Consider the following 20,351-nt stretch of genomic DNA (forward strand, 5'->3'; position numbering starts at 1 on the left):
AATAAGCGGCCGACTCTCGCCCAATCTACGAATACCGCCAGTTGCACTCCTGACGGCAACGAATTCCGTAGGTATTAGGTGGTTGACGTGACGGATCCCACAGGTTTCCATAGCGCGCCGGGAGCAGACGAAACCAACAGCGCAGCAAGCCACGGAGGCGATAGCGCTCCCGCCGTACCCGTCACACCCAGTCGATCGGAACCGCTCCATGACCGACACGCTCAGCCAGCCCGTCACCTCCGGCACCGCACCGGCGGAGGCCGATCCCCACGGCCAGGACGGCCCCCGCACTCTCAAGCGTTCCATCGGGGTCGTCGGAGGAACCCTGCTGACCCTCTCCTGCGTGACGCCCGCGTCCACGCTCTTCGTGGTCGTGCCCGACCTGTTCGGCGACCTCGGCTCCGCCACCGCGCTCACCATCGCCATCGGTTCGCTGCTCTGCATCGCCGTGGCGTTCTGCTACTCGGAGCTGGGCACCATGATCCCCAGCGCGGGCGGCGAGTACGCCATGGTCACCACCCTGACCGGCCGGCTGGCCGGGTGGCTGGTATTCGTCCTGTCCCTGCTGGTCGTGATGATCGTCCCGCCCGTGATCGCCATGGGCACGGCGGACTACCTCGCCCCGCTGGTCCACATCCCGGCCGAGGCCGCCGGGGCCGGGGTCATGGTGCTCGCCACCCTGGCCGGTCTGCTGGACCTGCGTGCCAACGCCTGGATCACCGGCATCTTCCTGGTTCTGGAAGTCATCGCGGCGGCCGTCGTCGCCGTGCTCGGCTTCGCCCACACCGAGCGCGGCGCGGGCAGCCTGATCCATGGTGTGGTCGCGAGCGACAGCGGAGCGTCCCGCCCGGTCACCGCGATGCTGGTCGTCTCGGGTCTGGCCATCGCACTCTTCATCACCCAGGGCTTCTCCACCGCTGTCTACCTCTCCGAGGAGATGGAGAACCCGCGGCGCAACGTCGCCCGCACCGTCCTCGCCACCCTGGCCATCTCGACAGCCGTCATCCTCGTCCCGGTGGTCGCGATCACCATGGGTGCACCCGACCTCGCGGCGCTCACCTCCGGTGACATCAGCGGCATGGTCACTGCCTGGAGCAACTCAGCCGTCGGTACGTTCGTGAGCCTCTGCGTCGCACTCGCGATCATCAACGCGGGCATCGTCATGGTCATCCAGAACTCCCGGGTACTGTTCGCCTCCGCCCGGGACAAGGCGTGGCCCGAACCGGTCAACAACGCCCTCGCCCGTCTCGGCCGCTTCGGTTCGCCGTGGGTCGCCACCCTGCTGGTCGGAGTTCCCGGCGCGGCACTGTGCTTCGTCAACCTCGACACGCTGTACGGCGTGACCGGCGTCTCGGTCACCGGTATGTACCTCCTGGTCGCCGTCGCCGCGCTCGCCGCCCGCCGCACGGGTCACAAGGAGCTGCCCGCCTGGCGGATGCCGCTCTGGCCGGCGGTGCCGGTGGCGCTGATCGTCGTACTCGTCTACATCCTCAGCCAGCAGGAGGTCACGTACCTGCTGTGGACCGGCGGCATCATGGCGGCGGCCACCCTCTACTGGGCCTTCTACCTCCGCCCCCGCCCCCACACCCGCTGGCTGGTCACCCTCCCCGAGGATGCCCGCCCCTGACCCGACGTGGACGGGCCCATGCCCGTCCACTGGGCCATTGGTACAGTCGGAGTCCGTATCAGCAGACCAGGGAGAGGCCGACGGACCATGGCGGTGGACGCGCTCGACACCCGCATCCTGCGGCTGCTCATCGAGCAGCCCCGGACCAGCGTGCGGGAGTACGCGCGGATCCTCTCCATCGCCCGGGGCACCGTGCAGGCCCGTATCGACCGGCTGGAGCGGAACGGTGTGATCACCGGTACGGGCCCGGTCCTCTCCCCCGCCGCGCTCGGCCACCCGGTGCTCGCCTTCGTCCATCTGGAGGTCACCCAGGGGCATCTGGACGAGGTGGGCGAGGCCCTCGCCGCCGTGCCGGAGATCGTCGAGGCGTTCTCGACCACCGGCGGCGGGGATCTGCTGACGCGGGTCGTGGCCCGCGACAACGAGCACCTGGAGGATGTGATCCAGCTGCTGATCCAGCTGCCCGGCGTGGTGCGGACCCGCACCGAAGTGGCCCTGCGCGAGCGGGTCCCGCACCGGCTGCTGCCGTTGGTCGAATCCGTCGGCCGAGCCGCGACCGGATCGTCGGACTGATCACCTCCTTGGCATGCTGGGTGCCATGAGCAATCGGCCCACCCCTGCCCCCTCGGTCATCTTCGATCTCGACGGCACTCTCGTGGACAGCGAGCCGAACTACTACGAGGCGGGGCGCCGGCTCCTCGCCCGTCACGGCGTGCCGGACTTCACCTGGGAGCACCACACCCGGTACATCGGGATCAGTACCCGCGAGACGCTGACGGCGCTGCGGGCCGAGTACAGGATCGCGGCACCCGTCGATGAACTCCTCGCCGGCCAGGACGCTCTCTATCTGGAGCTGGCGCGATCATCGACTGAGGTGTTCCCTGAGATGCGGAAGTTCGTGGAACGGCTGCATCAGGAGGGGATCGCGACGGCCGTGGCATCGGGTTCGTCCCGGGCCGCGATCGAGGCGGTGCTCGCAGGCACCGGACTCGGCGCGCACGTCACGACGTATGTCTCCGCCGACGAGGTGGCGCACGGGAAACCGGCGCCGGATGTGTTCCTGGAGGCCGCGCGGCGGCTGGGCGCCGCGCCCGGCGACTGCGTGGTGCTGGAGGATGCGGCGCCGGGCGCGGCGGCAGCGCATGCGGCGGGCATGCGCTGCATCGCGGTTCCCTATGTGGCATCGACGGCCGACGATCCGGCATTCACCACGGCGGGGCTGCGCTTCCGCGGTGGTCAGGGCGAATTCACAGCGCAGACCGCGTACGACTGGCTGACCGGAGCTCAGCCTTCCTGAATCGTGCCGGTGGCGGTCATCGGGAAACTCTCGACGAGCTCGATGCCCGGCACCTCGTATGCCGCCATCACTCCGGGTGTTCGTCGCCGACCCGGCCCTGTGGCACCGGCTGGACGAGGACGCGCGCATCTGCATGGGCCGCGGGACGCTGCTCGGGGGGGGGCGACGGCGCTGCGGCAGCTCGGTGACCGTATCGACCGTCGCACGGCCCGGATCGTGTTCACGGTTTCCGGTCTGGAGTGGAGCCGTCCGGGCCCGCCGTCCGTCGTCACTGCCCCCGGTGCGTGCTTGGTGACCGGGGCCTTCTACGGTATCGCTGCACGTGTGGGGTGATGATGACGGCTGTGAGGGGAGACCGGCGGATGCGACGCGCTGGACGTGGGTTGTTGATCACGGGAGCCGTACTGGCCGTCCTGGGGATCGTGCTGACCGCGGGGTCGCTCTGGACCCTCCGCAGCGGCTACACGATGGTGACGCCCAGGGGTGAGTCCATGGAGCCGACATACGCCCCGGGTCATCGGGTCTTCTTCGCGAGGACCGGTGGCGAGAAGATACGGAAGGGCGATGTGGTGCTCTTCGGCCTGCCGGACCGTTTCAACGGCGAGGCCGTGCTGCAGCGTGTCATCGGCCTCGGAGGCGACCATGTGGTCTTTGACGGGACCCGGTTGACCGTCAATGGGACACCGCTCGAGGAGCCGTACCTGAAGGGGGCGGAGGTCGACGGCGGGCACGGCCCCTACAACGTAAAGGTTCCGGCCGGGCGGATGTTCCTCCTCGGCGACAACCGTGGGAACTCCAACGACTCGCGCTACTTCTCCGGCGAGGACTCCGGAACCGTGCCCGTGACGGCCGTGCGGGGACGGGCACTTGACGATGCCACCGCGCCGATGATGCTGGGCCTCGGTGCCATGCTCGGTGTGGTTCTCGCCCTCGCGGGCGCCGTCTGTGCGCTGGTGGGCGGGCTGACACGGCGGCACCGGGCCACGGTGCCCCCGCCTCTTACCGGGTACGCAGGTACAGGTACCGGATACACCGCTCCCGGGGGGCCGTCGCCCTTCCAGCGCCCCTGAGGTGCGGCGCCACGTGACTTGTGGCCCTCAGCGTTCGGTGCCTTGCACCGCAGTGCCGAGGCGGCGGGCGCCCTCGGTCAGTTCGGCGGGGTCCGCCGCGGCATGAAGGAGGAACCTGCTCGGACGGCCACACCCCGGAGAGCCGGTCACGCCAACTGGTTGACCAGGGCGGTGAAGACCGTGGGAAGGCGGGTCGCGGCCGGAACGATACGACGGGCGAGTCGCGGGTGCTGACGGACCCTGAGCAACGACTCGGTGAGCAGGCGGTGGCGCCGGGAGACCTTGCGCCACGCCTGCTCGTACGCCAGTGGGCGGTCGTCCCGGATGCAGCGCACCAGTTGCGCGGCCCCGGCGAGGGCCAGGGAGATCCCTTCACCGGTGAGCGCGTCGATGTATCCCGCAGCGTCCCCGACCAGCAGGACCCGCCCGGCCGCCCGGGAGCTGACACGCTGGCGCAGCGGTCCGGCGCCGCGCACAGGGGTGGTGGTGGTCGCGGGCAGATGGTGTGCGAGGAGGGGGAAGCGGGCCAGGTGGCTGTCGAACGGTCCGCGTTCCGCGGACAGGACGGCGACGCACACCAGGCGCGGGCCGAGCGGCGTGACGTAGGCCTCCGCCCGTGCTGACCAGTGCACCTCGACGCAGTCCGTCCAGGGCTCGATCGCGTAGTGCCGGCGCAGGCCGAATCTGGCGGGCCGCGGATCCGGCCGGTCCAGACCGAGTTGACGCCTGATCGGCGAGTGCAGTCCGTCGGCGGCGGCCAGGTAGCGGGCCGTGATGCCGGCTGCGCGGACGCTGTCGGTGCTCTGCCGGATGCCGCCCGCCCGCGCCTGGATCACCGGTACGCCGAGTTCCGCCGCTCGGCGGGCCAGGGCTGCGTGCAGTTCGGTGCGCCGGACGCCGCAGCCGGGGGCGGGTGCGAAGAGGGCTTCGGCACTGTGGCGGTCGTCGACGTACCGGATCCCGCGCAGTGGGTGTCCGGTGACGGTGACACCGAGTTCGGCCAGCGCGTGTACGGCGCCCGGCATGAGGCCCTCGCCGCAGGCCTTGTCGATCGGGGTGGGGCGCGGCTCGGTGACCACCGCTTCGAGTCCGGATGCGGCGGCGTGGATCGCGGTGGCGAGTCCGGCGGGGCCGCCGCCGACCACCAGCAGGTCGATCACGGCGTGGCCGCAGGGGTCGGAGCCGGGGCGGCCCCGGCCAGAGCGGTGTTCTCGCACCGCACGCGGGTTGCGAGAAGCGGCAGGTTGAGGAGTGTGAAACCGGTCGCGGTAAGCCAGTTGGTGTGTACGAGCGGCAGCGCGGCGCCCTCGACGATCACGGCGGCGTAATTGGGGTGGTCCATCCACCGGTACGGTCCGGCGGTGACGAGGGGCAGGTCCGGCACCACGATGACGCGGGTGTTCCAGCGCGGCCCCAGCGTGGTGATGCACCACCAGCGCAGCCCCTGGGCACCGAGGGCCAGGGCGAGCATCGGCCAGCCGAGCGCGGGCAGGAAGGGGCGGCCGCCCAGCCAGGTCTCCCCCAGGCAGCCTGCCAGCAGCGCGGTGTGAAGGGCGACCATGACGGGGTAGTGCCCCCGCCCGTACTCCGTTCCGGCGTTGCGGCGGCTCCAGGCGGCGTTGCGCCGGGCGGTGACGACTTCGGCGAGGCGCTCGACGGCGACCAGGAGGATGAGGACTGTGTAGGGGATCACGGGGCGGCTACCAGCGCAGGAGGACTTGTTCGGTGCAGAAGCCCGGCCCCATCGCGAGGAGGAGACCGGGCGATCCGGGCGGTGGCGGGTGCAGCGCCAGGGTGTCCCGGAGGATGTGCAGGACGGACGCGGAGGAGAGATTGCCGACCTCGGCCAGCGAACGCCGGGTCGGTTCCAGCGCTCGGGCGGGCAGATCGAGCGTCTCGCGTACGGCTTCCAGGACCTGGGGACCGCCGGGGTGGCATACCCAGGCCGTCACGTCCTGCGTCTTGAGGTCGTGGCCGGAGAGGAAGAAGCGCACCTCGTCGCCGAGCGTCTCGCGTACCAGGTCGGGGAGGTCGGCGCCGAGGACGATACGGAAGCCCGCGTCACCGATGTCCCAGCCCAGGCTGCGTTCGGTGCCGGGGTAGAGCGTGCTTCGGGTCGCGACCACCTCCGGCCCGCGCTGTTGTTCCCGACGGTGCGGGTGGTCCCGGCCGACCGCGAGGACCGCGGCGGCGCCGTCGCCGAACAGGGCGCCCGCCACCAGGTTCGGCACGGACGCGTCGGTACGTTGCAGGGTCAGCGAACAGAGTTCGACCGAGAGCAGCAGCGCGACCTGTCCGGGGTGACCGTCGAGGTAGTCGTGAACCCGGGCCAGTCCGGCAGCTCCGGCCACACAGCCCAGACCGAAGATCGGCACGCGTTTCACATCGGGCCGCAATCCGACCCGTCCGGCGAGCCGCGCCTCCAGCGACGGGGCGGCGATGCCGGTGACCGAGGTGGAGATGACCAGGTCGATCTCGCTCGCGTCGAGACCCGCCCGGTCCAGGGCACCGCGCACCGCCCGCTCCCCGAGCCGGAGCGCGGATTCGATGAACGCGTCGTTGGCCTCCCCGAAGCCGCTCAGGGAGGCATACCGCTCCAGGGGCAGGGCCAGATGGCGGCCGCGTACCGTGGCGGACGTGTGCAGGCGTTCCAGCACGCCGCGGTCGGCGCCCGATGGCAGGCACATATCGGCGAAGGCATGGGTGATCTCGGACTGCTCGTACCGGTGCGGCGGAAGCACACCATGGATCGCGACGATTCGCGTCATCCCATCACAATACGTGCGAATAACGTATTTTGATCGTCCATCATGAATCACACTTTTCGGGCAGCTTCCGTGTCCGCCTCGATGCCTGCCGCCGTGCCGGCGGCCGCTCCCCGCCCCGGCCGGGTCGCGGTCGCCCTGCTCCTGTCGGCCCACCCGGCCCCCGCATTGGCCGTCTCCGCCCTGATCACCGCACTGGCCGTGGCCGCGGGACGCGATGCGTCCGGCAGCTGCCTGGTCGCTCTGACCATGCTCACCGGGCAGCTCTCCGTCGGCTGGAGCAACGACTGCATCGACATCGCACGGGACACGGCGGCGAACCGGCGCGACAAGCCGCTCGTGAACGGCGCCGTGAGGGCCCGAACCGTCGCGGTGGCCGCCTGTGCCGCACTTGTCCTGTGCGTCCCCCTGTCGCTGGCGAACGGCGCGTCGGCGGGCAGTGCCCACCTGATCGGGGTCGCCGCCGCCTGGTCCTACAACCTGGGACTCAAACGAACACCGTTGTCCTGGCTCCCGTACGCCATCGCCTTCGGTCTCCTGCCCGCCTTCGTCACGCTCGCGCTGCCGGGCCACCCCTGGCCGGCCGCCACGCCAGTGGTCGCGGGCGCGCTCCTCGGCTTCGGCGCGCACTTCACCAACGTCCTCCCCGACATCGACGCCGACCTGGCCGCGGGCGTCCGCGGCCTGCCCCAGCGGTTGGGCCGACGCCGGACCCGTACTGTCGCGGCACTCGCGCTGCTCGCCGCATCGGCCGTCCTCGTCCTCGGCCCACCGGGATCGCCGGACGCCACGGGCTGGACCGGTCTCGTCGTGACCGGGACCCTGGCCGTGGCCGTCTGCCTCCCGCTGCGCTCCGCACTCGACAGCCGCCTGCCGTTCCTGGCCACGCTCGGCCTGGCCGGGATCGACATCGCACTGCTGCTCCTGCAGGGCAGGGCGCTGGGCTGATCCCCTCCCGTGGACGCCGCAGCCCGACCGGCTTCTCGACCAGGGGTGTCCGGCAGATCGGGGCCGGACAGGTCGTGGCGTCGGGTGCGGTGCGTCGCGAGGCGGAGGAGCGTCCTCATACTGGACGTATTCGCTGCGTTCCGACACCGCGGCGAAGTGCCGCAGCTGTCGGTTCCGCACCCGCCAGGGATACCGGGACAGTCCCTGGGCCGGCTCCGGCGAGAGCTGCCGGCAACGAAGGGAGAGTCACCCATGTCGCGCTATCACGAGATGAAGTTCCGGGCGGTCACAACGTTCCAGCGGCGGATCGGCAATCCGGTGCTCCGCCGACTGCCGAACCAGACCCTCCTGGAGACCACGGGACGCACGTCCGGAGTGCCCCGCCGGACCCCGGTCGGCGGCCGCCGGGCCGGCAAGGAATTCTGGCTGGTCTCGGAGTACGGCGAGAAGTCGCAGTACGTACGCAACATCCGGGCGAATCCGGAGGTACGGGTCCGGATCAGGGGGCGCTGGCACGCCGGAACCGCCCATCCGGTCCCGCAGGACGACCCGCGCGCCCGGCTCAGGACACTGCCGCGCTTCAACAGCGCTGCAGTCCGGGCACTCGGCACCGACCTGCTGAGCGTGCGGGTCGATCTCAGCGACTGAGGGCGGCCGGTCCGCCTGCCGGCGCCGGTGGACCCCGGCCCGGATACGACGGTCGTGGAGGTCCCGTACCGCGCCCGGCGTCCCCTGCGGCAGCGGCGGAAGCGACGCGGCCGCGCAGGAACGCCGGGGCACGAGGACGAGGGGACCTGAGCAGCGTTCGATCCAGTCCCCGGCAAGGCCGGATCCCTGGGTGTCACCCCCTCGCCGTCGGGCCGGACACACCTTCGCGCGGAACAGGTGTACTCGCCCTGACCTCGCACGGCGTCGCCCATGGCGCGCCGGCAGACGCGTACCGCATCCGAGAGGATCACCGGCTTCGCGGCCGGACCCATCGGCCTGCCGAAGTTCGGCGACCACGCCCGGCGTCATGGCGTCTCGTGCATTGCCGGGCCAGATGGTTCGATCGGAGCCGGAAAGGGCGAAGGGGCCTGCCAGGCACACGGCGTCACGCTCGCCCGCTCCGGTCCGGGACTGTTCCACCACTGACGGGACGTGCCGGGGACGGCCGGGTGCGAAACCCACGGAACGAGGAGGGCTTGCCCTGAACGGACAACTGCTGGCGATCAGCGACCTGCACGTCGCCTACGCCGATAACCGTGCCATCGTGTCGTCCCTGCGTCCCGGCACCGACGCCGACTGGCTCGTCGTCGCAGGGGACGTCGCCGAGAAGGTCGCCGACATCGAGCAGACGCTGAAGATGCTCAGCGAGCGCTTCGCGAAGGTCGTGTGGGTCCCCGGGAACCACGAGCTGTGGACCCACCCGCGCGACCCCGTGGAGCTGCAGGGCGAGGCGCGGTACCTCCATCTGGTCGAGCTCTGCCGGACGCTGGGCGTCGTCACCCCGGAGGATCCCTATCCGGTGTGGGAGGACGAAGAGGGGCCGGTGACCGTGGCGCCTCTCTTCGTGCTGTACGACTACACGTTCCGCGCACCGGGAACGACCACCAAGGAGGAGTCCCTCGCCTATGCCCACAGGACCGGGGTCGTCTGCACCGACGAGTACCTCCTCCACCCCGACCCGTACCCGACGCGCGACGACTGGTGCCGTGCGCGGGCACGGCAGACCGAGCTCCGACTGGCCGCCGTTCCGGAGAACCACCGTACGGTCCTGGTGAACCACTATCCACTGGTGCGGGAACCGACCGATGTGCTGCGGTACCCGGAGTTCGCCCAGTGGTGCGGGACGGAACTCACCCGGGACTGGCACCGCCGCTTCCGTGCCGCGGCCGTGATCTACGGACACCTACACATTCCGCGGGTGACTCACTACGACGGCGTACGGTTCGAGGAGGTGTCGATCGGCTACCCGCGCGAATGGCGGGCCCGCCCGCCGCGCACCCCGCTACGGGTCGTCCCGTTGTCGTCCCCCTCGGCGGACCGGACCCGGGCGGCCGACAAGAACGGCTGATCGCGGAGTGCGGGTGATCGGCGCATGCCGCCGATCGGCCGGACCGGCTCACCGGTCCGGCCGTGCACCCGTTCGCAGGCCGTGCCCGCCTCGATGCCTTCGATGAGGCAGGCGCCGGCGGTCCAGCACGACGACGCGGCGAACGGCCGCGCACTGGCATACCTTCGGCGACGGCGAGGTCGCCCCGGTGACCCGCGAAGTGCTGCGCCGGGCGGAACCTGACCCCGCTCCGCGGCCGCGCATCCACGTCGGCCGACCTCGGGCCCGGCGGCGCCCGCACGTATCCGACCGGCCCCGCTGAGCAGTGCGTCGGGACGCTTGAGCGCTTCCGGTCGTCCCGACGGCCGACAGCCCAGATGATGATAGAGAGGACATGGCGCGAAATGGCACATTTGTCCCGACGGTTCATTCGCGACAGTGGAGGTGCCATGGACGGCGACACCACGATGGGTGACGAGGTCTACCAGCCGGACGGCTCGGAAGTGCAGGACGACGCCGGGCTTCTGGACCCGGCCGACACCCTCGACGACCGGCCGGGCCAGGACCCGCTCGACACAGGCTATTCGCCCCCTGAGCGGCCATGGGCCGTGGAACACCATGGTGTCACTGCGGCCGAGCAGCGAGAGGGAGAAAGTCTCGACCAGCGCCTCAGCGAGGAGGAGCCGGACGTGTACCCCCCGGACGGGGACGGGATCGGTGATGTCGTCGACACGGACGGTGAACTCCGGGACGGGGAGGTAGGTGAATTGCGCGCGGGGCGACTGGTCGCGCCCGACGAGGGCGCACACGGAGACAATGAGAGGTGCATGATCGCCCTCGACATGGGAATCGATGGCGCGGCAGCCTCCGCCGAGGAAGCGGCGGTACATGTGGTCCCCGACCAGAACGAGCAGTAGTCCACTCGTAGGGGCGACCTGAGCGCTGATGCCCGTGCCCGGGCTCTCGGCAGAGCGTCGGACCATGCGCGCTCGGTCCTGTCGCTAGGAAAAAACGGGGGACAATCCGCGTTCAGCGAACGCGGTCGATGAAGTCGGAGGGCAACATCACTCCCTCTCGGCACACTCAGCAGCGCCGCCATTCCTGTACACCCTCCCCGGGCCCCCCGGGACGCTGCGCGGCGCCCTCGCTGCGTGACGGCAACAGCCGTCACACCTCTGTCACAGCGGAGGGGCTGCCGTTGTCACTGTCATCTCGATATTGATAGAGATGGATCAGATACGATCACTTGGCCGGACAGGGGGATGCACATGAAGTTCGACATGGGTGCGCAGGTTCTGTCGACTCTGGCGTCGAAGTCGCGTGGTTCGAGTGATGACTTGGGCACGTTGATCCGTCAATTGGTCCAGGCGGCGGCGCCGTTGGAGGGGAAGTTCAGCGGTCCGGGGCGGGTGGCGTTCGATTCGTTCAAGAGTCGTTCGGACGAGATCACGGCGGCGTTGAACGGTTCGTTGTCGGCGCTGCTGGGTGGTCAGTCGGGCATGGAGCAGGCGTTCGGCTCGGGTGACCAGGAGCAGGGTGACAACGCCCGGCAGCAGATGGGTGCGGCGAACTTCGACGCGGCCCGCTTCGGCGGACGCTGACGTTTCCTGTGCCCTGTTCAAAGGTGCACAGATACCGAACTGGTTTCGCCGGTTCACTGATTTCATGAATTCACGGGGAGTGATTGTTGATGGCTGGTGACAGTGACCGTCGTGCGTATGACACGGGTGCGTCGGCGGATGCGCAGGGCAATATCCAGGTCGTGATCGCGCGTCTGGAGGAAGTGATCGCGGCGCGGGACGGGCAGGTCAAGGCGGCGATGGCGGACTTCGCCGCGGACGGTGTCTCGGAGGAGTACCACGGCAAGGAACTGCGGTGGAACCGGGCCTCGCAGGAGGTCAGGAACATCATCCAGCTGCTGAAGACGACGCTGGAGAAGAACGACGGCACCGCGCAGCACACCATCACGCGCGCGAAGGCCGCGGTCGACAACATCGGCTGAGGCGGGTGGGGTCGGGCCCCGGGACGGGAGTCCTCGGGGCCCGGGTGTGTGCGGAATCTTTTGACGAACCTTTGGTGGTCGGGCAGTTGCCCGGCCAGTTGGGCACGGGGGTGTGCGCATGACCGGGTGGGATCTGAAGCCGCAGGGCATTCAGGGCGTGCTGAAGACGACGGGTGAGACGGCGGGGAAGATCGAGACGTATGCGAAGTCGTACGGCGAGCATCTGACGTCGGCGGCGACGAGTGCGGGCACGATCACTACCGAGGGCGGTGACGGCGGGGGCAAGGACGGCGAGAAGGCGGCCGGTGGTCTCGTCGCGCTGGCGTTGTCGCAGTACGCCGAACACGCCACGAGCGACCTGAAGTTCATCGCGGCGCGGGCCGGGAAGTCGCTGACCGGTGCGGTCGACGCGACGACCGCCTACCTCAACGGTGACCTGGAGATGGCTGCCGAGTCCCAGCGCAAGGCGCTCGGTGTGCCCGATCTGGATCTCACCAAGCCCGGAGTGCAGACCAAGTGATCAAGCCGGACGCGATTCCGCAGTTCACCGGTGATCTGGGGCAGTTGGAGAAGGACTACGCGGGGCTGAAGGCGGACGCCGGGCACATCCGCGGCACCGGCTCGGACGTCCGCACCCAGTTCCAGGGCCTGTCCGCCTACTACATAGCCCCCGAGGCCGAGAAACTCTTCGACTCCACCAAACCCGTCCAGGACCGGGCCGACACCTTCGGCGACGACCTGGAAAAGGTCTCCACCGCCCTGTCGGACTACGCGACCGAAGTCCGCCCTCTCGTCACCAAACTCGCCCAGCTCAAGACCGACGCCACGAACTTCGTGAACAAGGTCAAGGACGACGACGACTGGAGTACGACGAAGACAAGATCGACGAGCACAACCAGCTCCGCGACGACGTCACCGCGACCGTCACGGCGTTCTGGGCCGCCGAACGCACCTGCCACAACAAGATCACCGCCCTGTTCGGCGGAACCCAGATGGTCGCCGGCGACGGATCCGACCGCAAAGACCAGTACGGCTTCAACGCCGACGACCTCAAGAACGCGAAACTCCCCTGGGGCGACCCCATGGAGGAGAAACACCACGCCTGGGAAGTCGGCCTGGAACGGCTTCGTGCCGTCGACTGGTCCGGTGACTGGGACTACGCCTTCGGGCATGCGCAGTCTCGCCGACTACTGATGCACGAGTATCTGCGGCGCTCCGCCCTGTGGTCGCAGGCATGCGGTGCGGAAGACGCCTGGCCTTTCTTCGACGCCACCGAATATCTTGACGCGAAGTTCCAGCTCCCTTCGGAACTCGCCGCAGAACTGGACCAGTTCCTCAAGGAGGCAGCGTACGGCGCCAGGAAGACCTGCGGTGCAGCCGTACGACTTGCGGAGCTCCGCGCGCAGAACAACACGGAGCTGCCCGACCTGCCCGACCTCTATGAGCCCCTGATCCTCTTCTACGAGCGGGGCGGGGAGTTCCTGCAGGATGGTGCGGGATTCCTCGACCTGACCGGTGTATCGATCAAACTCCGCGGTCTGCAGAACCATCTCACGGACATGCCCTTCCTCACGCTCGGCAGCAGCACGCTGGACGCCCTGGATGCCGAAGGCCGGATCTCCTACTACGCGACAGCAGACCGCCGGGGTCCGGTCCTGCGGCGGCGCCTCCTCAGGGGAGAGCAGCGCGACGAGGCTTTCACCCAGGACATGCGCTGGGAACCGACGGACCGACTCCAGCTCGCCGATGAGAAGAAGTCCGACGTCGCCTATACGCAGATCGGTGACATCGAAGCGGCCGAACTCATCGAGACGACCGTCGAAGGCATCTCCGGTGCCTAATGCCCCTCCCGGCAAGCTTTGCCCCGTCGCGACGCACAGGTTCTCCGGGCACAGAACGGGAACGTGAGAATCATCGTTCCATGAATTCCTGAGCCCGGCATCGGCGGTCGGAACCCACCCGTATCGGACTCGCCGATCGAGGTGGTCGACCGGCCGCTGGTGCACCGGGCCCACCGCGCACACGCCGACGGTTACATCCGTGACCACGACGGCGTTCCCCGTAAAATCCACCTGCCCCTGCCACCCAAGTCGCCTATCGTCAACGTGATTCCTGGTGGAAGCCTCGGATCGGCCAGGACAAGGACCATGACGTGGAGGATGACTGTGCGCTACCGCGAGCTGGGACGAAGTGGACTGTCCGTGTCCGAGATCGGGTACGGCGCGTGGGGTATCGGTGAGTCCAGCTGGGTGGGTGCCACGGAGGACGAGTCCGTACGGGCCCTGCACCGTGCCATCGACCTTGGCGTGAATTTCATCGATACCGCCCGCGGCTACGGCGAGAGTGAGCGGATCGTCGGCAGGGTCGTCCGCGAGCGGGCGGGCGACGAGGTGCGCGTCGCGACCAAAGTGCCGCCGAAGAACGGCATATGGCCGGCGCCCCACGGCCTTGACCCGGCCGAGACGTTCCCGGGCGAACACATCCGCACCAGCCTTGAGACCAGTCTGCGCGCCAGCGGCCTGGACCACTTCGATGTACTGCAGTTCCATGTGTGGAGCGACGACTGGGTCGGCCGTGGCGACTGGCTGGAGACGATCGCCGAACTGAAGCAGGAGGGAAAGATCCGCCTGTTCGGTGTCTCCATCAACGACCACCAGCCCGACAACGCACTCGCACTCGTGCGCAGCGGCGCCGTGGACAGCGTGCAGGTCATCTACAACGTCTTCGACCAGGCGCCCGCCGACGCGCTGCTGCCGGCCTGTGAGGAACACGGCGTCGGTGTCATCGTGCGGGTGGCGCTGGACGAGGGCGGCCTCACCGGTCGGATCACCGCGGGCACCACGTTCCCCGAGGGTGACTGGCGCAACCGCTACTTCCGCGATGACCGCCCGGCACAGGTCGAACAGCGGGTGGCCGCGATCGTCGCCGACCTCGCTCTCGCCCCCGATGAGATCGCCGAGACCGCGTTGCGGTTCGTACTGAGTTCGCCGGCGGTTTCCACCGTCATCCCCGGCATGCGAACCGTCCGCAATGTCGAGCGCAACACGGCTCTGAGCGACGGGCGTCCGCTCACCACAGACCAGCTGGCCGTGCTGGCCAAGCACCGGTGGCAGCGCAACTTCTACTCCTGATCGGCGGGCGGGCGTCGCCCGCCCTGACATGCCCCGGCACGCGAACCGGCCCGCGGAAGAGATTCCACGGGCCGGTTCGTTCACACCCTGCACGCCACTGCCTGCCTCACCCACGGTGGCCGCCGTCTGCACTTGCGGATCTCCGCGACCTGGCCCTGGCGCAACGAGTTGGCCACCGCCTGGCCGGACTGCCCCGCATCGACAGTCGTACGGGGACAGAACACGGAAGCCGTTTCCCTCCCCGGCGGTCTCCGGCACCGGTGGAACGATGACCGGTTCAGGCGCTCGCCGGTCATCCGGTCCATCGACGAACCTTGCGAGCGCACGGACCGGCACAAACCGGTCGACGACCTCCCCAGGACCGCCGAAGCAGCTGCCTCAGGCGCCGTTCGGCGTGTGTCCGGAAGACGCCCGCCGTTCGACGGCGTCCAACGCCGGGGCGATCACCTTGAAAGCCCGGTCGGTCAGCTCGGCAGGGTCCTCGGCACCCTCGCTGCCGCTCCACCGTTGCAGCACGGCGCCGAAGGCGGTCAGCGCCATCCCGGCGGCCAGCTGCGGGTACAGATCGGCGTCGGGGTCGAGCTCCAGGCGACGCGCCAACTCCGCCGTCAGGTCGTCGCGCCACTGCGCCTGGCGCTCCAGAAAGCGTGCGTGCAGGGCAGGGGTACGCAGAATCAGCTGCACCACCCGCAGTGCCCGGTCGGATGGGTCGCCGCAGGCAGCCATGGAGACCCAGACGGCGTGCTGCAGCGCCACGGAGGGCCGTTCCTCGATGGGGCGGGCCGCCAACTCCGCGTGCATGCCGATGCCCATGCCGGCCAGAAACTGGACAACCACGTCCTCCTTGGACGCGAAGTACCGGAAGAAAGTGCGCTTGGACACTCCGGCCGTGGCCACGATCTCGTCGATGGTGACCGCGTCGAACCCCTTCAGCGCCAGCAGCTGCAGCGCAGCTTCGGTCAGCTCGTTCGAGACGAGCTGACGTTTGCGCTGGGCCAGGCTGATTTCGGGCTGGGAATTCACCCGTCAATCGTAGCGCCATGCCACGTATGGCACCCAGTAGCGCCTTGACACCAAGTGCCACGCAAGGCAACGTATGCCATATGACACAGAAGCGGCGCTGGACTGTCGAGCAGATCCCGGACCAGACCAAGCGGGTGTTCATCGTCACCGGAGCCAACAGCGGCCTCGGTCTGGCGACCACCCGGGCGCTCGCCCGCCAGGGCGGGCACGTGATCCTCGCGGTGCGCGACGAGGGAAAGGGGCAGCGGGCGGTCGCGGAGATCACCGCCGAGCAGCCGGGTGCCTGCCTCGAAGTGCGCCACCTCGACCTGGCTGATCTCGACTCGGTCCGCGCCTTCGCCGATCAGTTGCACACCGACCATCCGCGGCTGGATGTGCTCGTCAACAACGCCGGTGTGATGGCGCCGCCTCGATCGCTGAGCGCGCAGGGCCACGAGCTGCAGTTCGCCTGCAACCACCTCGGCCACTTCGCACTCACCGGGTCACTGCTCGACCTGCTGGCCGTCGGGCGCGACCCCCGTGTGGTCACGGTGAGTTCGATCAACCACCGACAGGGACGCATCCACTACGACGACCTCGCCGGCGAGCGCAGCTATTCACCCATGGCCTTCTACAACCAGTCGAAGTTGGCCAACGCCGTCTTCGGATGGGAACTCCACCGGCGACTGGCCGAGGCCGGCAGCCCCGTGCGCAGCCTGCTCGCCCACCCCGGCTATACCGCCACCAACCTGCAGACGAGTGCGCCGGTCGCCGTGTGGCGGGTGATATTCGGCCGCATCGGCAACCCGCTCTTCGCCCAGCCCCCGGCCCGCGGCGCATTGCCACAGCTGTACGCGGCGACCGACCCGCATGCGGAGAGCGGTCAGTTCATCGGGCCGGACGGCCTGGCCGAGCTGCGCGGCGGACCGACGCGGGTGCAATTGTCCCCCACGGCGGCCGACACCGAGACCGGCCGCCGCCTGTGGGAGCTGTCGGAACGCTTGACCGACGTGCAGTTCATGATTCCGACTCCTGACTGATCAGTCGGGGCGCTCGCCCAGGCCCGTACGAGGAGCGGCGGCGCCGGGGCACAGCTCAGTGGTGACGGTGCCGGGCTTGTGCCGTCGACTTCGTGCAAGAGGGCGTAGCGCTCATCGAGTTATTCGCTGGAGGCGCTGTCGGAGATCCGGCCCCGGGTCGCTACATGCCGGGACGGTTCGGCCCTCGTCCCCCGCGCATGCCGGTCGCCGACCGCGTACGGGTGGCCTTCGACTGCGTGGATCCCCGTGCCCGCTGCAGAGCCTGATGGACCGACCAGGCGACGGACACCAGCGGAACAATCACCACCGCTCCGAGAACCCCCGCCGCAATCGCGCCGCCGATCACCGAGAGTGCGACCACGACTGGATGCAGGCGGACTGCCCAGCTCATCACGATCGGTTGCAGCAGGTGCCCCTCGATCTGGCCGATGATGACGATCAGCGCGATGACAACGACCGCGACGAGCGGGCCCTTTGACGCCAGAGCCACAACGGCAGCCACTGCGAGGGCGATGGGTGAACCGATCAGTGGGACGAAGGCGGCGAAGAACTCCAGCAGCGCCAGCGGCATCACCAGCGGCACTCCGAGCAGGAGGAGGGCAATTCCCACGAGTACGGAGTTGGTAGTGGCCACCACGACGATGCCGTGGGTGTACCCGGTGAACGTCCGCCACGCCGCTCGTCCCGCGATCTCCATTCTCTCCCGCGCCGTCGCCGGAAGCTGTTCGCACAACCAGTCCCACTGCCGGTCGCCCGAGTGGATGAAGAAGACCGAGCAGAACAGCGCGAGAGCGACCACGGTCATCACCTCCACCAGTCGGCCCACACCGCTGAGCGCCGTACTGATCACGGTGGACCGATGGCTGGACAGGTACTGGCCGATCCGGACCTGCAAGTCGCCCAGTGCCCCGGGGTTCAACCGGAAAGGTGGCTTCTCCAGCCACCGCTCGATCCTGGCAAGGCCCTCGCTGAACTGCCGTTCCAGCCCGGCACGTTCTCCAGCGACCGCCTCACCGACCAGGGACAGCACGCCGAGCACCAGGACGATACTGCCGAGGAGCGTCACCGCCACCGCGAGTGGCCGCGGCATCACACGAGCCAGGAGGTCAGCCGCCGGGCGCAACAACGCGGTGACAACCAGGCCGAGGAAGACTGCTACCGCAACCTCGTGGAACCGTCCCAGCACGGCGAAGGCAGCGTAGACGACAGCTCCCACGACGAGCGTCCGCCAGGCGTAGGCAGCGGCCGTCCGCAGCGCGGGAGGCACATGCAGTTCCTGCGTCGGGTCCGTCGCTGCGCGCTGCGAGCCCAGATCCCGAGGTGCGGGACCTCTGATGCCACGCATCGCCTGGCGCGACGCCGCACGGACCGGATACCTCCGCCCTCCAGGCCGGGAGCCGGGGTCCGGATTGTCGGGCTGGAGATGCGATCGCCTGGGCATTCCTTGCTGGTACCAGACGGCGCCGCGTCCCCCCGGCTCCCACGGCTGCACACTCGCGAAGTCACCCGACAGGCGCAGTCGCCGATACCCGACGGAGATCGCAGGCTGATTGCCCGCGAGGACGGCCACGGGTCAAACAGGCGGGGCCGGGACGGAGCTGCGGCAGCAGCCCGGCTGGCTTCCCTCGTCGGTGAACTGTCCGTCCAGGAGCGGAACTTCCGGCGACGGTGGGCCTCCCACCACGCCGCCGTCATGAACCGGTCCGTATCCGGGGTGCTCCCTTGCGCATTCCGCCGGGTGGAGCAATCGACTGGTTCGGTGCCGGATGCCGACCAAGACTGGTCCCGTCAGGGGCGGCCGGTTTCCGGCCCGCCAGTGGGGGAACCGACCCATCGAGTTTGAGGGAGCATCCGTGGGCCTCACGATTCTGCGAGCCGGTCAGGGCACGTGGCTGTTCCTCGTCCTCGCGAGCTGCACGCTCGTACCGCGGAGCGCTCCAGGCGCGCCGGCGGCATCCGGGCAGGCAGCGGAGGACGTCAGGCTCGGAGTCGGTGGCAGGCAGCCGGCGGAAGCGAGATGAGACCGTGCCCAGGTCCGCGCACACCCGGTTGATCGTGCTGCGGCACGCCAAGTCGGCCTGGCCGGAGGGGGTAACCGACGATGAGCGTCCGCTCGCCGGGCGGGGCCGCCGGGACGCCCCCGCGGCCGGGCGATGGCTGCGCGAGGCTCGGTGTGTGCCTGAACTGGTCATCTGCTCTACCTCCAGGCGTACCCGTGAGACTTGGGAGCTTGTTGCGGCGGAACTCGGTGTGCTTCCGAAGGTGGTCTTCGAGCCGCGGGTCTACGAGGCAACCGCCTCCACCCTGCTCGATGTGGTGCGTGCGGTCCCGGAGCGGCGGCGGACCGTGCTGTTGATCGGCCATCAACCAGGCGTACAGGACCTGGTCCTGTCCCTGGCCGGAGAAGGTGACGACCAGGCACTCGCAGGGGCCCACGGAAAGTTCCCGACCTCGGCCATCGCCGTGCTCCTGTTCCCGGGCCCGTGGGCCCGGCTCGAACCCGGCAGCGCGGCACTCACCGCCTTCGCGATTCCCCGCGGCCTGACCGTCAGGCGCTGAGCACCCCCGCCCCCAGCAGGCCGAACACCAGCGCTCCGATGACGATCCGGTGGTTGACGAGACCATGGGAGGAGCGCTGGGCAACGAACCTCAACGGCCGGGCGAGGCGTATACGACCGCAGGGCCCGGTCGGCCCGCCTCGGCCTCACGCGGCCGGCCGCGGTGTGGCCACCCGGCGGAGAGGCTGAGGCGCGGCCGGCCCCTCCGCGCCGTCTGCCGTTGCCCGGGGGCCCTGGGCATCCCTGCCTACGCTCTTGCCGGATTCACCCGATGCACGCGTCCTGCTCACCAGTTGGGTGAGCGTGAGCTGCCTGGCCATGACCCCCCGGGCCGGCCGACGCCGACGGGGCTGGTGACGGGGCGTGTGGCAGCCCTCCGCCGGGGCGGGCACGTACAGGTGCTGCCGCCGGCCGGTGTCGCGGGCGAGAGCATCGCGGAGCAAGGGCAGGTGCGCGCTCACCGCTGCGAGGCAGTCGTGTTCGTCCCGGCAGGCGGAGCAGGTCGTCAGGTGGGCGCGGACCCGAGCGGTTTCGTCGGCGGCGAGGGCATTGAGTGCGTATCCGGCCAGCAGCTCACTGATCGTGCTGCATTCCTGGGGTGTGGTGAACATGGCGGGTGTCCTCTCGGTGCGGGGGGGGCCGCGCGGTCGGTGCGGCCATGGGGTTCAGGCGCGGGCGCCGTCCTGGTCCTGCTCGGTGACGTCCACGGTGGACGTGGTCTGTTCGGCGGTGCTGTCCTGATGGGTGTGGGTCGCCTTCGATCGGCGGGGCCTCCGCTCTGCGGGCAGGCCCGGCGCCGGGAGAGGAAGACTGCGGCTGCGAACAGCAGCGGGAAGATCCAGGAGGTTCAGCCGTGGATCGGGGATGCGGCGGGCG

23 protein-coding genes are annotated in these 20,351 nt (G+C 69.4%); 17 read left to right on the forward strand and 6 right to left on the reverse strand.

What is annotated here, in order from left to right; genetic code table 11:
• Positions 1-208: 208 nt before the first annotated feature.
• The 4 genes from ACNPQM_RS11905 (at position 209) to lepB (ending at position 3,994) form a co-directional block, all read left to right on the forward strand.
• Positions 209-1,627: an APC family permease gene (locus ACNPQM_RS11905; RefSeq protein ID WP_358860580.1), complete on the forward strand. Its 1,419-nt coding sequence runs from the start codon at positions 209-211 to the stop codon at positions 1,625-1,627.
• A gap of 87 nt (positions 1,628-1,714) precedes the next feature.
• Positions 1,715-2,200, forward strand: coding sequence for an Lrp/AsnC family transcriptional regulator (locus tag ACNPQM_RS11910; protein ID WP_358860579.1), 486 nt, complete (start codon positions 1,715-1,717; stop codon positions 2,198-2,200).
• A 25-nt stretch (positions 2,201-2,225) separates the two neighbouring features.
• Entirely contained in the window at positions 2,226-2,924 is a 699-nt protein-coding gene (locus ACNPQM_RS11915) for an HAD family hydrolase (protein WP_418083945.1), read from the forward strand.
• Positions 2,925-3,286: 362 nt separating this feature from the next.
• Positions 3,287-3,994, forward strand: a complete 708-nt coding sequence (gene lepB / locus ACNPQM_RS11920) for a signal peptidase I (RefSeq protein WP_418083946.1) — start codon at positions 3,287-3,289, stop codon at positions 3,992-3,994.
• Positions 3,995-4,140: 146 nt separating this feature from the next.
• Here the strand turns inward: lepB and ACNPQM_RS11925 are convergent, their stop codons facing one another.
• Genes ACNPQM_RS11925 through ACNPQM_RS11935 form a run of 3 tightly spaced genes read right to left on the reverse strand, consistent with a single transcriptional unit; the run spans position 4,141 to position 6,762 of the window.
• Entirely contained in the window at positions 4,141-5,154 is a 1,014-nt protein-coding gene (locus tag ACNPQM_RS11925; RefSeq protein ID WP_418083947.1) for an NAD(P)/FAD-dependent oxidoreductase, read from the reverse strand.
• Positions 5,151-5,687: an isoprenylcysteine carboxyl methyltransferase family protein gene (locus tag ACNPQM_RS11930; protein WP_358860574.1), complete on the reverse strand. Its 537-nt coding sequence runs from the start codon at positions 5,685-5,687 to the stop codon at positions 5,151-5,153. Before ACNPQM_RS11930 ends, ACNPQM_RS11925 begins: the two co-directional genes overlap by 4 nt.
• Before the next feature lie 7 nt (positions 5,688-5,694).
• Entirely contained in the window at positions 5,695-6,762 is a 1,068-nt protein-coding gene (locus tag ACNPQM_RS11935; protein ID WP_358860573.1) for a type III polyketide synthase, read from the reverse strand.
• 42 nt (positions 6,763-6,804) lie between these two features.
• Between ACNPQM_RS11935 and ACNPQM_RS11940 the strand changes: the two genes are divergently transcribed.
• The 11 genes from ACNPQM_RS11940 (at position 6,805) to ACNPQM_RS11990 (ending at position 14,875) form a co-directional block, all read left to right on the forward strand.
• Complete coding sequence (locus tag ACNPQM_RS11940) at positions 6,805-7,707, forward strand: UbiA family prenyltransferase (RefSeq protein WP_418083948.1); 903 nt, start codon at positions 6,805-6,807, stop codon at positions 7,705-7,707.
• A gap of 252 nt (positions 7,708-7,959) precedes the next feature.
• Positions 7,960-8,355, forward strand: coding sequence for a nitroreductase/quinone reductase family protein (locus ACNPQM_RS11945; RefSeq protein ID WP_358860571.1), 396 nt, complete (start codon positions 7,960-7,962; stop codon positions 8,353-8,355).
• A gap of 270 nt (positions 8,356-8,625) precedes the next feature.
• A complete protein-coding gene (locus ACNPQM_RS11950; protein ID WP_418084049.1) occupies positions 8,626-8,841 on the forward strand; it encodes a hypothetical protein in 216 nt (71 codons plus the stop codon).
• The gene (locus tag ACNPQM_RS11955) at positions 8,750-9,763 is read left to right on the forward strand and encodes a metallophosphoesterase family protein (protein ID WP_418084044.1); all 1,014 of its coding nucleotides are present in this window, start codon (positions 8,750-8,752) and stop codon (positions 9,761-9,763) included. The genes ACNPQM_RS11950 and ACNPQM_RS11955 overlap by 92 nt, the downstream gene beginning before the upstream one ends.
• A gap of 428 nt (positions 9,764-10,191) precedes the next feature.
• Complete coding sequence (locus ACNPQM_RS11960; protein ID WP_358860570.1) at positions 10,192-10,659, forward strand: DUF5709 domain-containing protein; 468 nt, start codon at positions 10,192-10,194, stop codon at positions 10,657-10,659.
• 351 nt (positions 10,660-11,010) lie between these two features.
• On the forward strand, positions 11,011-11,343 hold the full coding sequence (locus tag ACNPQM_RS11965) for a hypothetical protein (protein WP_418083949.1): 333 nt from the start codon (positions 11,011-11,013) through the stop codon (positions 11,341-11,343).
• Between the two features lie 89 nt (positions 11,344-11,432).
• Positions 11,433-11,744, forward strand: coding sequence for a pore-forming ESAT-6 family protein (locus ACNPQM_RS11970; RefSeq protein WP_418083950.1), 312 nt, complete (start codon positions 11,433-11,435; stop codon positions 11,742-11,744).
• A 118-nt stretch (positions 11,745-11,862) separates the two neighbouring features.
• On the forward strand, positions 11,863-12,264 hold the full coding sequence (locus tag ACNPQM_RS11975) for a DUF6507 family protein (protein ID WP_418083951.1): 402 nt from the start codon (positions 11,863-11,865) through the stop codon (positions 12,262-12,264).
• On the forward strand, positions 12,261-12,938 hold the full coding sequence (locus ACNPQM_RS11980; RefSeq protein ID WP_418083952.1) for a hypothetical protein: 678 nt from the start codon (positions 12,261-12,263) through the stop codon (positions 12,936-12,938). The genes ACNPQM_RS11975 and ACNPQM_RS11980 overlap by 4 nt, the downstream gene beginning before the upstream one ends.
• Entirely contained in the window at positions 12,827-13,585 is a 759-nt protein-coding gene (locus ACNPQM_RS11985; protein WP_418083953.1) for a hypothetical protein, read from the forward strand. The genes ACNPQM_RS11980 and ACNPQM_RS11985 overlap by 112 nt, the downstream gene beginning before the upstream one ends.
• A gap of 324 nt (positions 13,586-13,909) precedes the next feature.
• Positions 13,910-14,875 carry an aldo/keto reductase gene (locus tag ACNPQM_RS11990; RefSeq protein ID WP_358856267.1) on the forward strand — a complete coding sequence of 322 codons (966 nt, stop codon included), beginning with the start codon at positions 13,910-13,912 and terminating at the stop codon, positions 14,873-14,875.
• Between the two features lie 378 nt (positions 14,876-15,253).
• Here ACNPQM_RS11990 and ACNPQM_RS11995 read toward each other — a convergent pair whose 3' ends face one another.
• Entirely contained in the window at positions 15,254-15,898 is a 645-nt protein-coding gene (locus ACNPQM_RS11995) for a TetR family transcriptional regulator (RefSeq protein WP_418083954.1), read from the reverse strand.
• Positions 15,899-15,978: 80 nt separating this feature from the next.
• Between ACNPQM_RS11995 and ACNPQM_RS12000 the strand changes: the two genes are divergently transcribed.
• Positions 15,979-16,917, forward strand: a complete 939-nt coding sequence (locus ACNPQM_RS12000; RefSeq protein WP_418083955.1) for an oxidoreductase — start codon at positions 15,979-15,981, stop codon at positions 16,915-16,917.
• A gap of 160 nt (positions 16,918-17,077) precedes the next feature.
• On the opposite strand, the gene ACNPQM_RS12005 is transcribed toward ACNPQM_RS12000, so the two are convergent.
• A complete protein-coding gene (locus ACNPQM_RS12005) occupies positions 17,078-18,262 on the reverse strand; it encodes an AI-2E family transporter (RefSeq protein WP_418083956.1) in 1,185 nt (394 codons plus the stop codon).
• 680 nt (positions 18,263-18,942) lie between these two features.
• Between ACNPQM_RS12005 and ACNPQM_RS12010 the strand changes: the two genes are divergently transcribed.
• Positions 18,943-19,476, forward strand: coding sequence for a SixA phosphatase family protein (locus ACNPQM_RS12010; RefSeq protein ID WP_418083957.1), 534 nt, complete (start codon positions 18,943-18,945; stop codon positions 19,474-19,476).
• A gap of 145 nt (positions 19,477-19,621) precedes the next feature.
• Here ACNPQM_RS12010 and ACNPQM_RS12015 read toward each other — a convergent pair whose 3' ends face one another.
• Complete coding sequence (locus ACNPQM_RS12015) at positions 19,622-20,086, reverse strand: zf-HC2 domain-containing protein (protein WP_418083958.1); 465 nt, start codon at positions 20,084-20,086, stop codon at positions 19,622-19,624.
• Positions 20,087-20,351 lie beyond the last annotated feature (265 nt).

Source organism: Streptomyces sp. NPDC056231, from assembly GCF_048270745.1.
Taxonomy (GTDB): domain Bacteria; phylum Actinomycetota; class Actinomycetes; order Streptomycetales; family Streptomycetaceae; genus Streptomyces.

Coding starts and splice junctions, on each gene's coding strand:
- ACNPQM_RS12015 (WP_418083958.1), bottom strand. CDS start 20,086: ATGTTCACCACACCCCAGGAATGCAGCACGATCAGTGAGCTGCTGGCC.
- ACNPQM_RS11940 (WP_418083948.1), top strand. CDS start 6,805: ATGAATCACACTTTTCGGGCAGCTTCCGTGTCCGCCTCGATGCCTGCC.
- ACNPQM_RS11985 (WP_418083953.1), top strand. CDS start 12,827: ATGGAGGAGAAACACCACGCCTGGGAAGTCGGCCTGGAACGGCTTCGT.
- ACNPQM_RS11950 (WP_418084049.1), top strand. CDS start 8,626: ATGGCGCGCCGGCAGACGCGTACCGCATCCGAGAGGATCACCGGCTTC.
- ACNPQM_RS11955 (WP_418084044.1), top strand. CDS start 8,750: ATGGTTCGATCGGAGCCGGAAAGGGCGAAGGGGCCTGCCAGGCACACG.
- ACNPQM_RS11965 (WP_418083949.1), top strand. CDS start 11,011: ATGAAGTTCGACATGGGTGCGCAGGTTCTGTCGACTCTGGCGTCGAAG.
- ACNPQM_RS11915 (WP_418083945.1), top strand. CDS start 2,226: ATGAGCAATCGGCCCACCCCTGCCCCCTCGGTCATCTTCGATCTCGAC.
- lepB (WP_418083946.1), top strand. CDS start 3,287: ATGCGACGCGCTGGACGTGGGTTGTTGATCACGGGAGCCGTACTGGCC.
- ACNPQM_RS11970 (WP_418083950.1), top strand. CDS start 11,433: ATGGCTGGTGACAGTGACCGTCGTGCGTATGACACGGGTGCGTCGGCG.
- ACNPQM_RS11975 (WP_418083951.1), top strand. CDS start 11,863: ATGACCGGGTGGGATCTGAAGCCGCAGGGCATTCAGGGCGTGCTGAAG.
- ACNPQM_RS11905 (WP_358860580.1), top strand. CDS start 209: ATGACCGACACGCTCAGCCAGCCCGTCACCTCCGGCACCGCACCGGCG.
- ACNPQM_RS11960 (WP_358860570.1), top strand. CDS start 10,192: ATGGACGGCGACACCACGATGGGTGACGAGGTCTACCAGCCGGACGGC.
- ACNPQM_RS11935 (WP_358860573.1), bottom strand. CDS start 6,762: ATGACGCGAATCGTCGCGATCCATGGTGTGCTTCCGCCGCACCGGTAC.
- ACNPQM_RS11910 (WP_358860579.1), top strand. CDS start 1,715: ATGGCGGTGGACGCGCTCGACACCCGCATCCTGCGGCTGCTCATCGAG.
- ACNPQM_RS11945 (WP_358860571.1), top strand. CDS start 7,960: ATGTCGCGCTATCACGAGATGAAGTTCCGGGCGGTCACAACGTTCCAG.
- ACNPQM_RS12000 (WP_418083955.1), top strand. CDS start 15,979: ATGACACAGAAGCGGCGCTGGACTGTCGAGCAGATCCCGGACCAGACC.
- ACNPQM_RS12005 (WP_418083956.1), bottom strand. CDS start 18,262: ATGCGTGGCATCAGAGGTCCCGCACCTCGGGATCTGGGCTCGCAGCGC.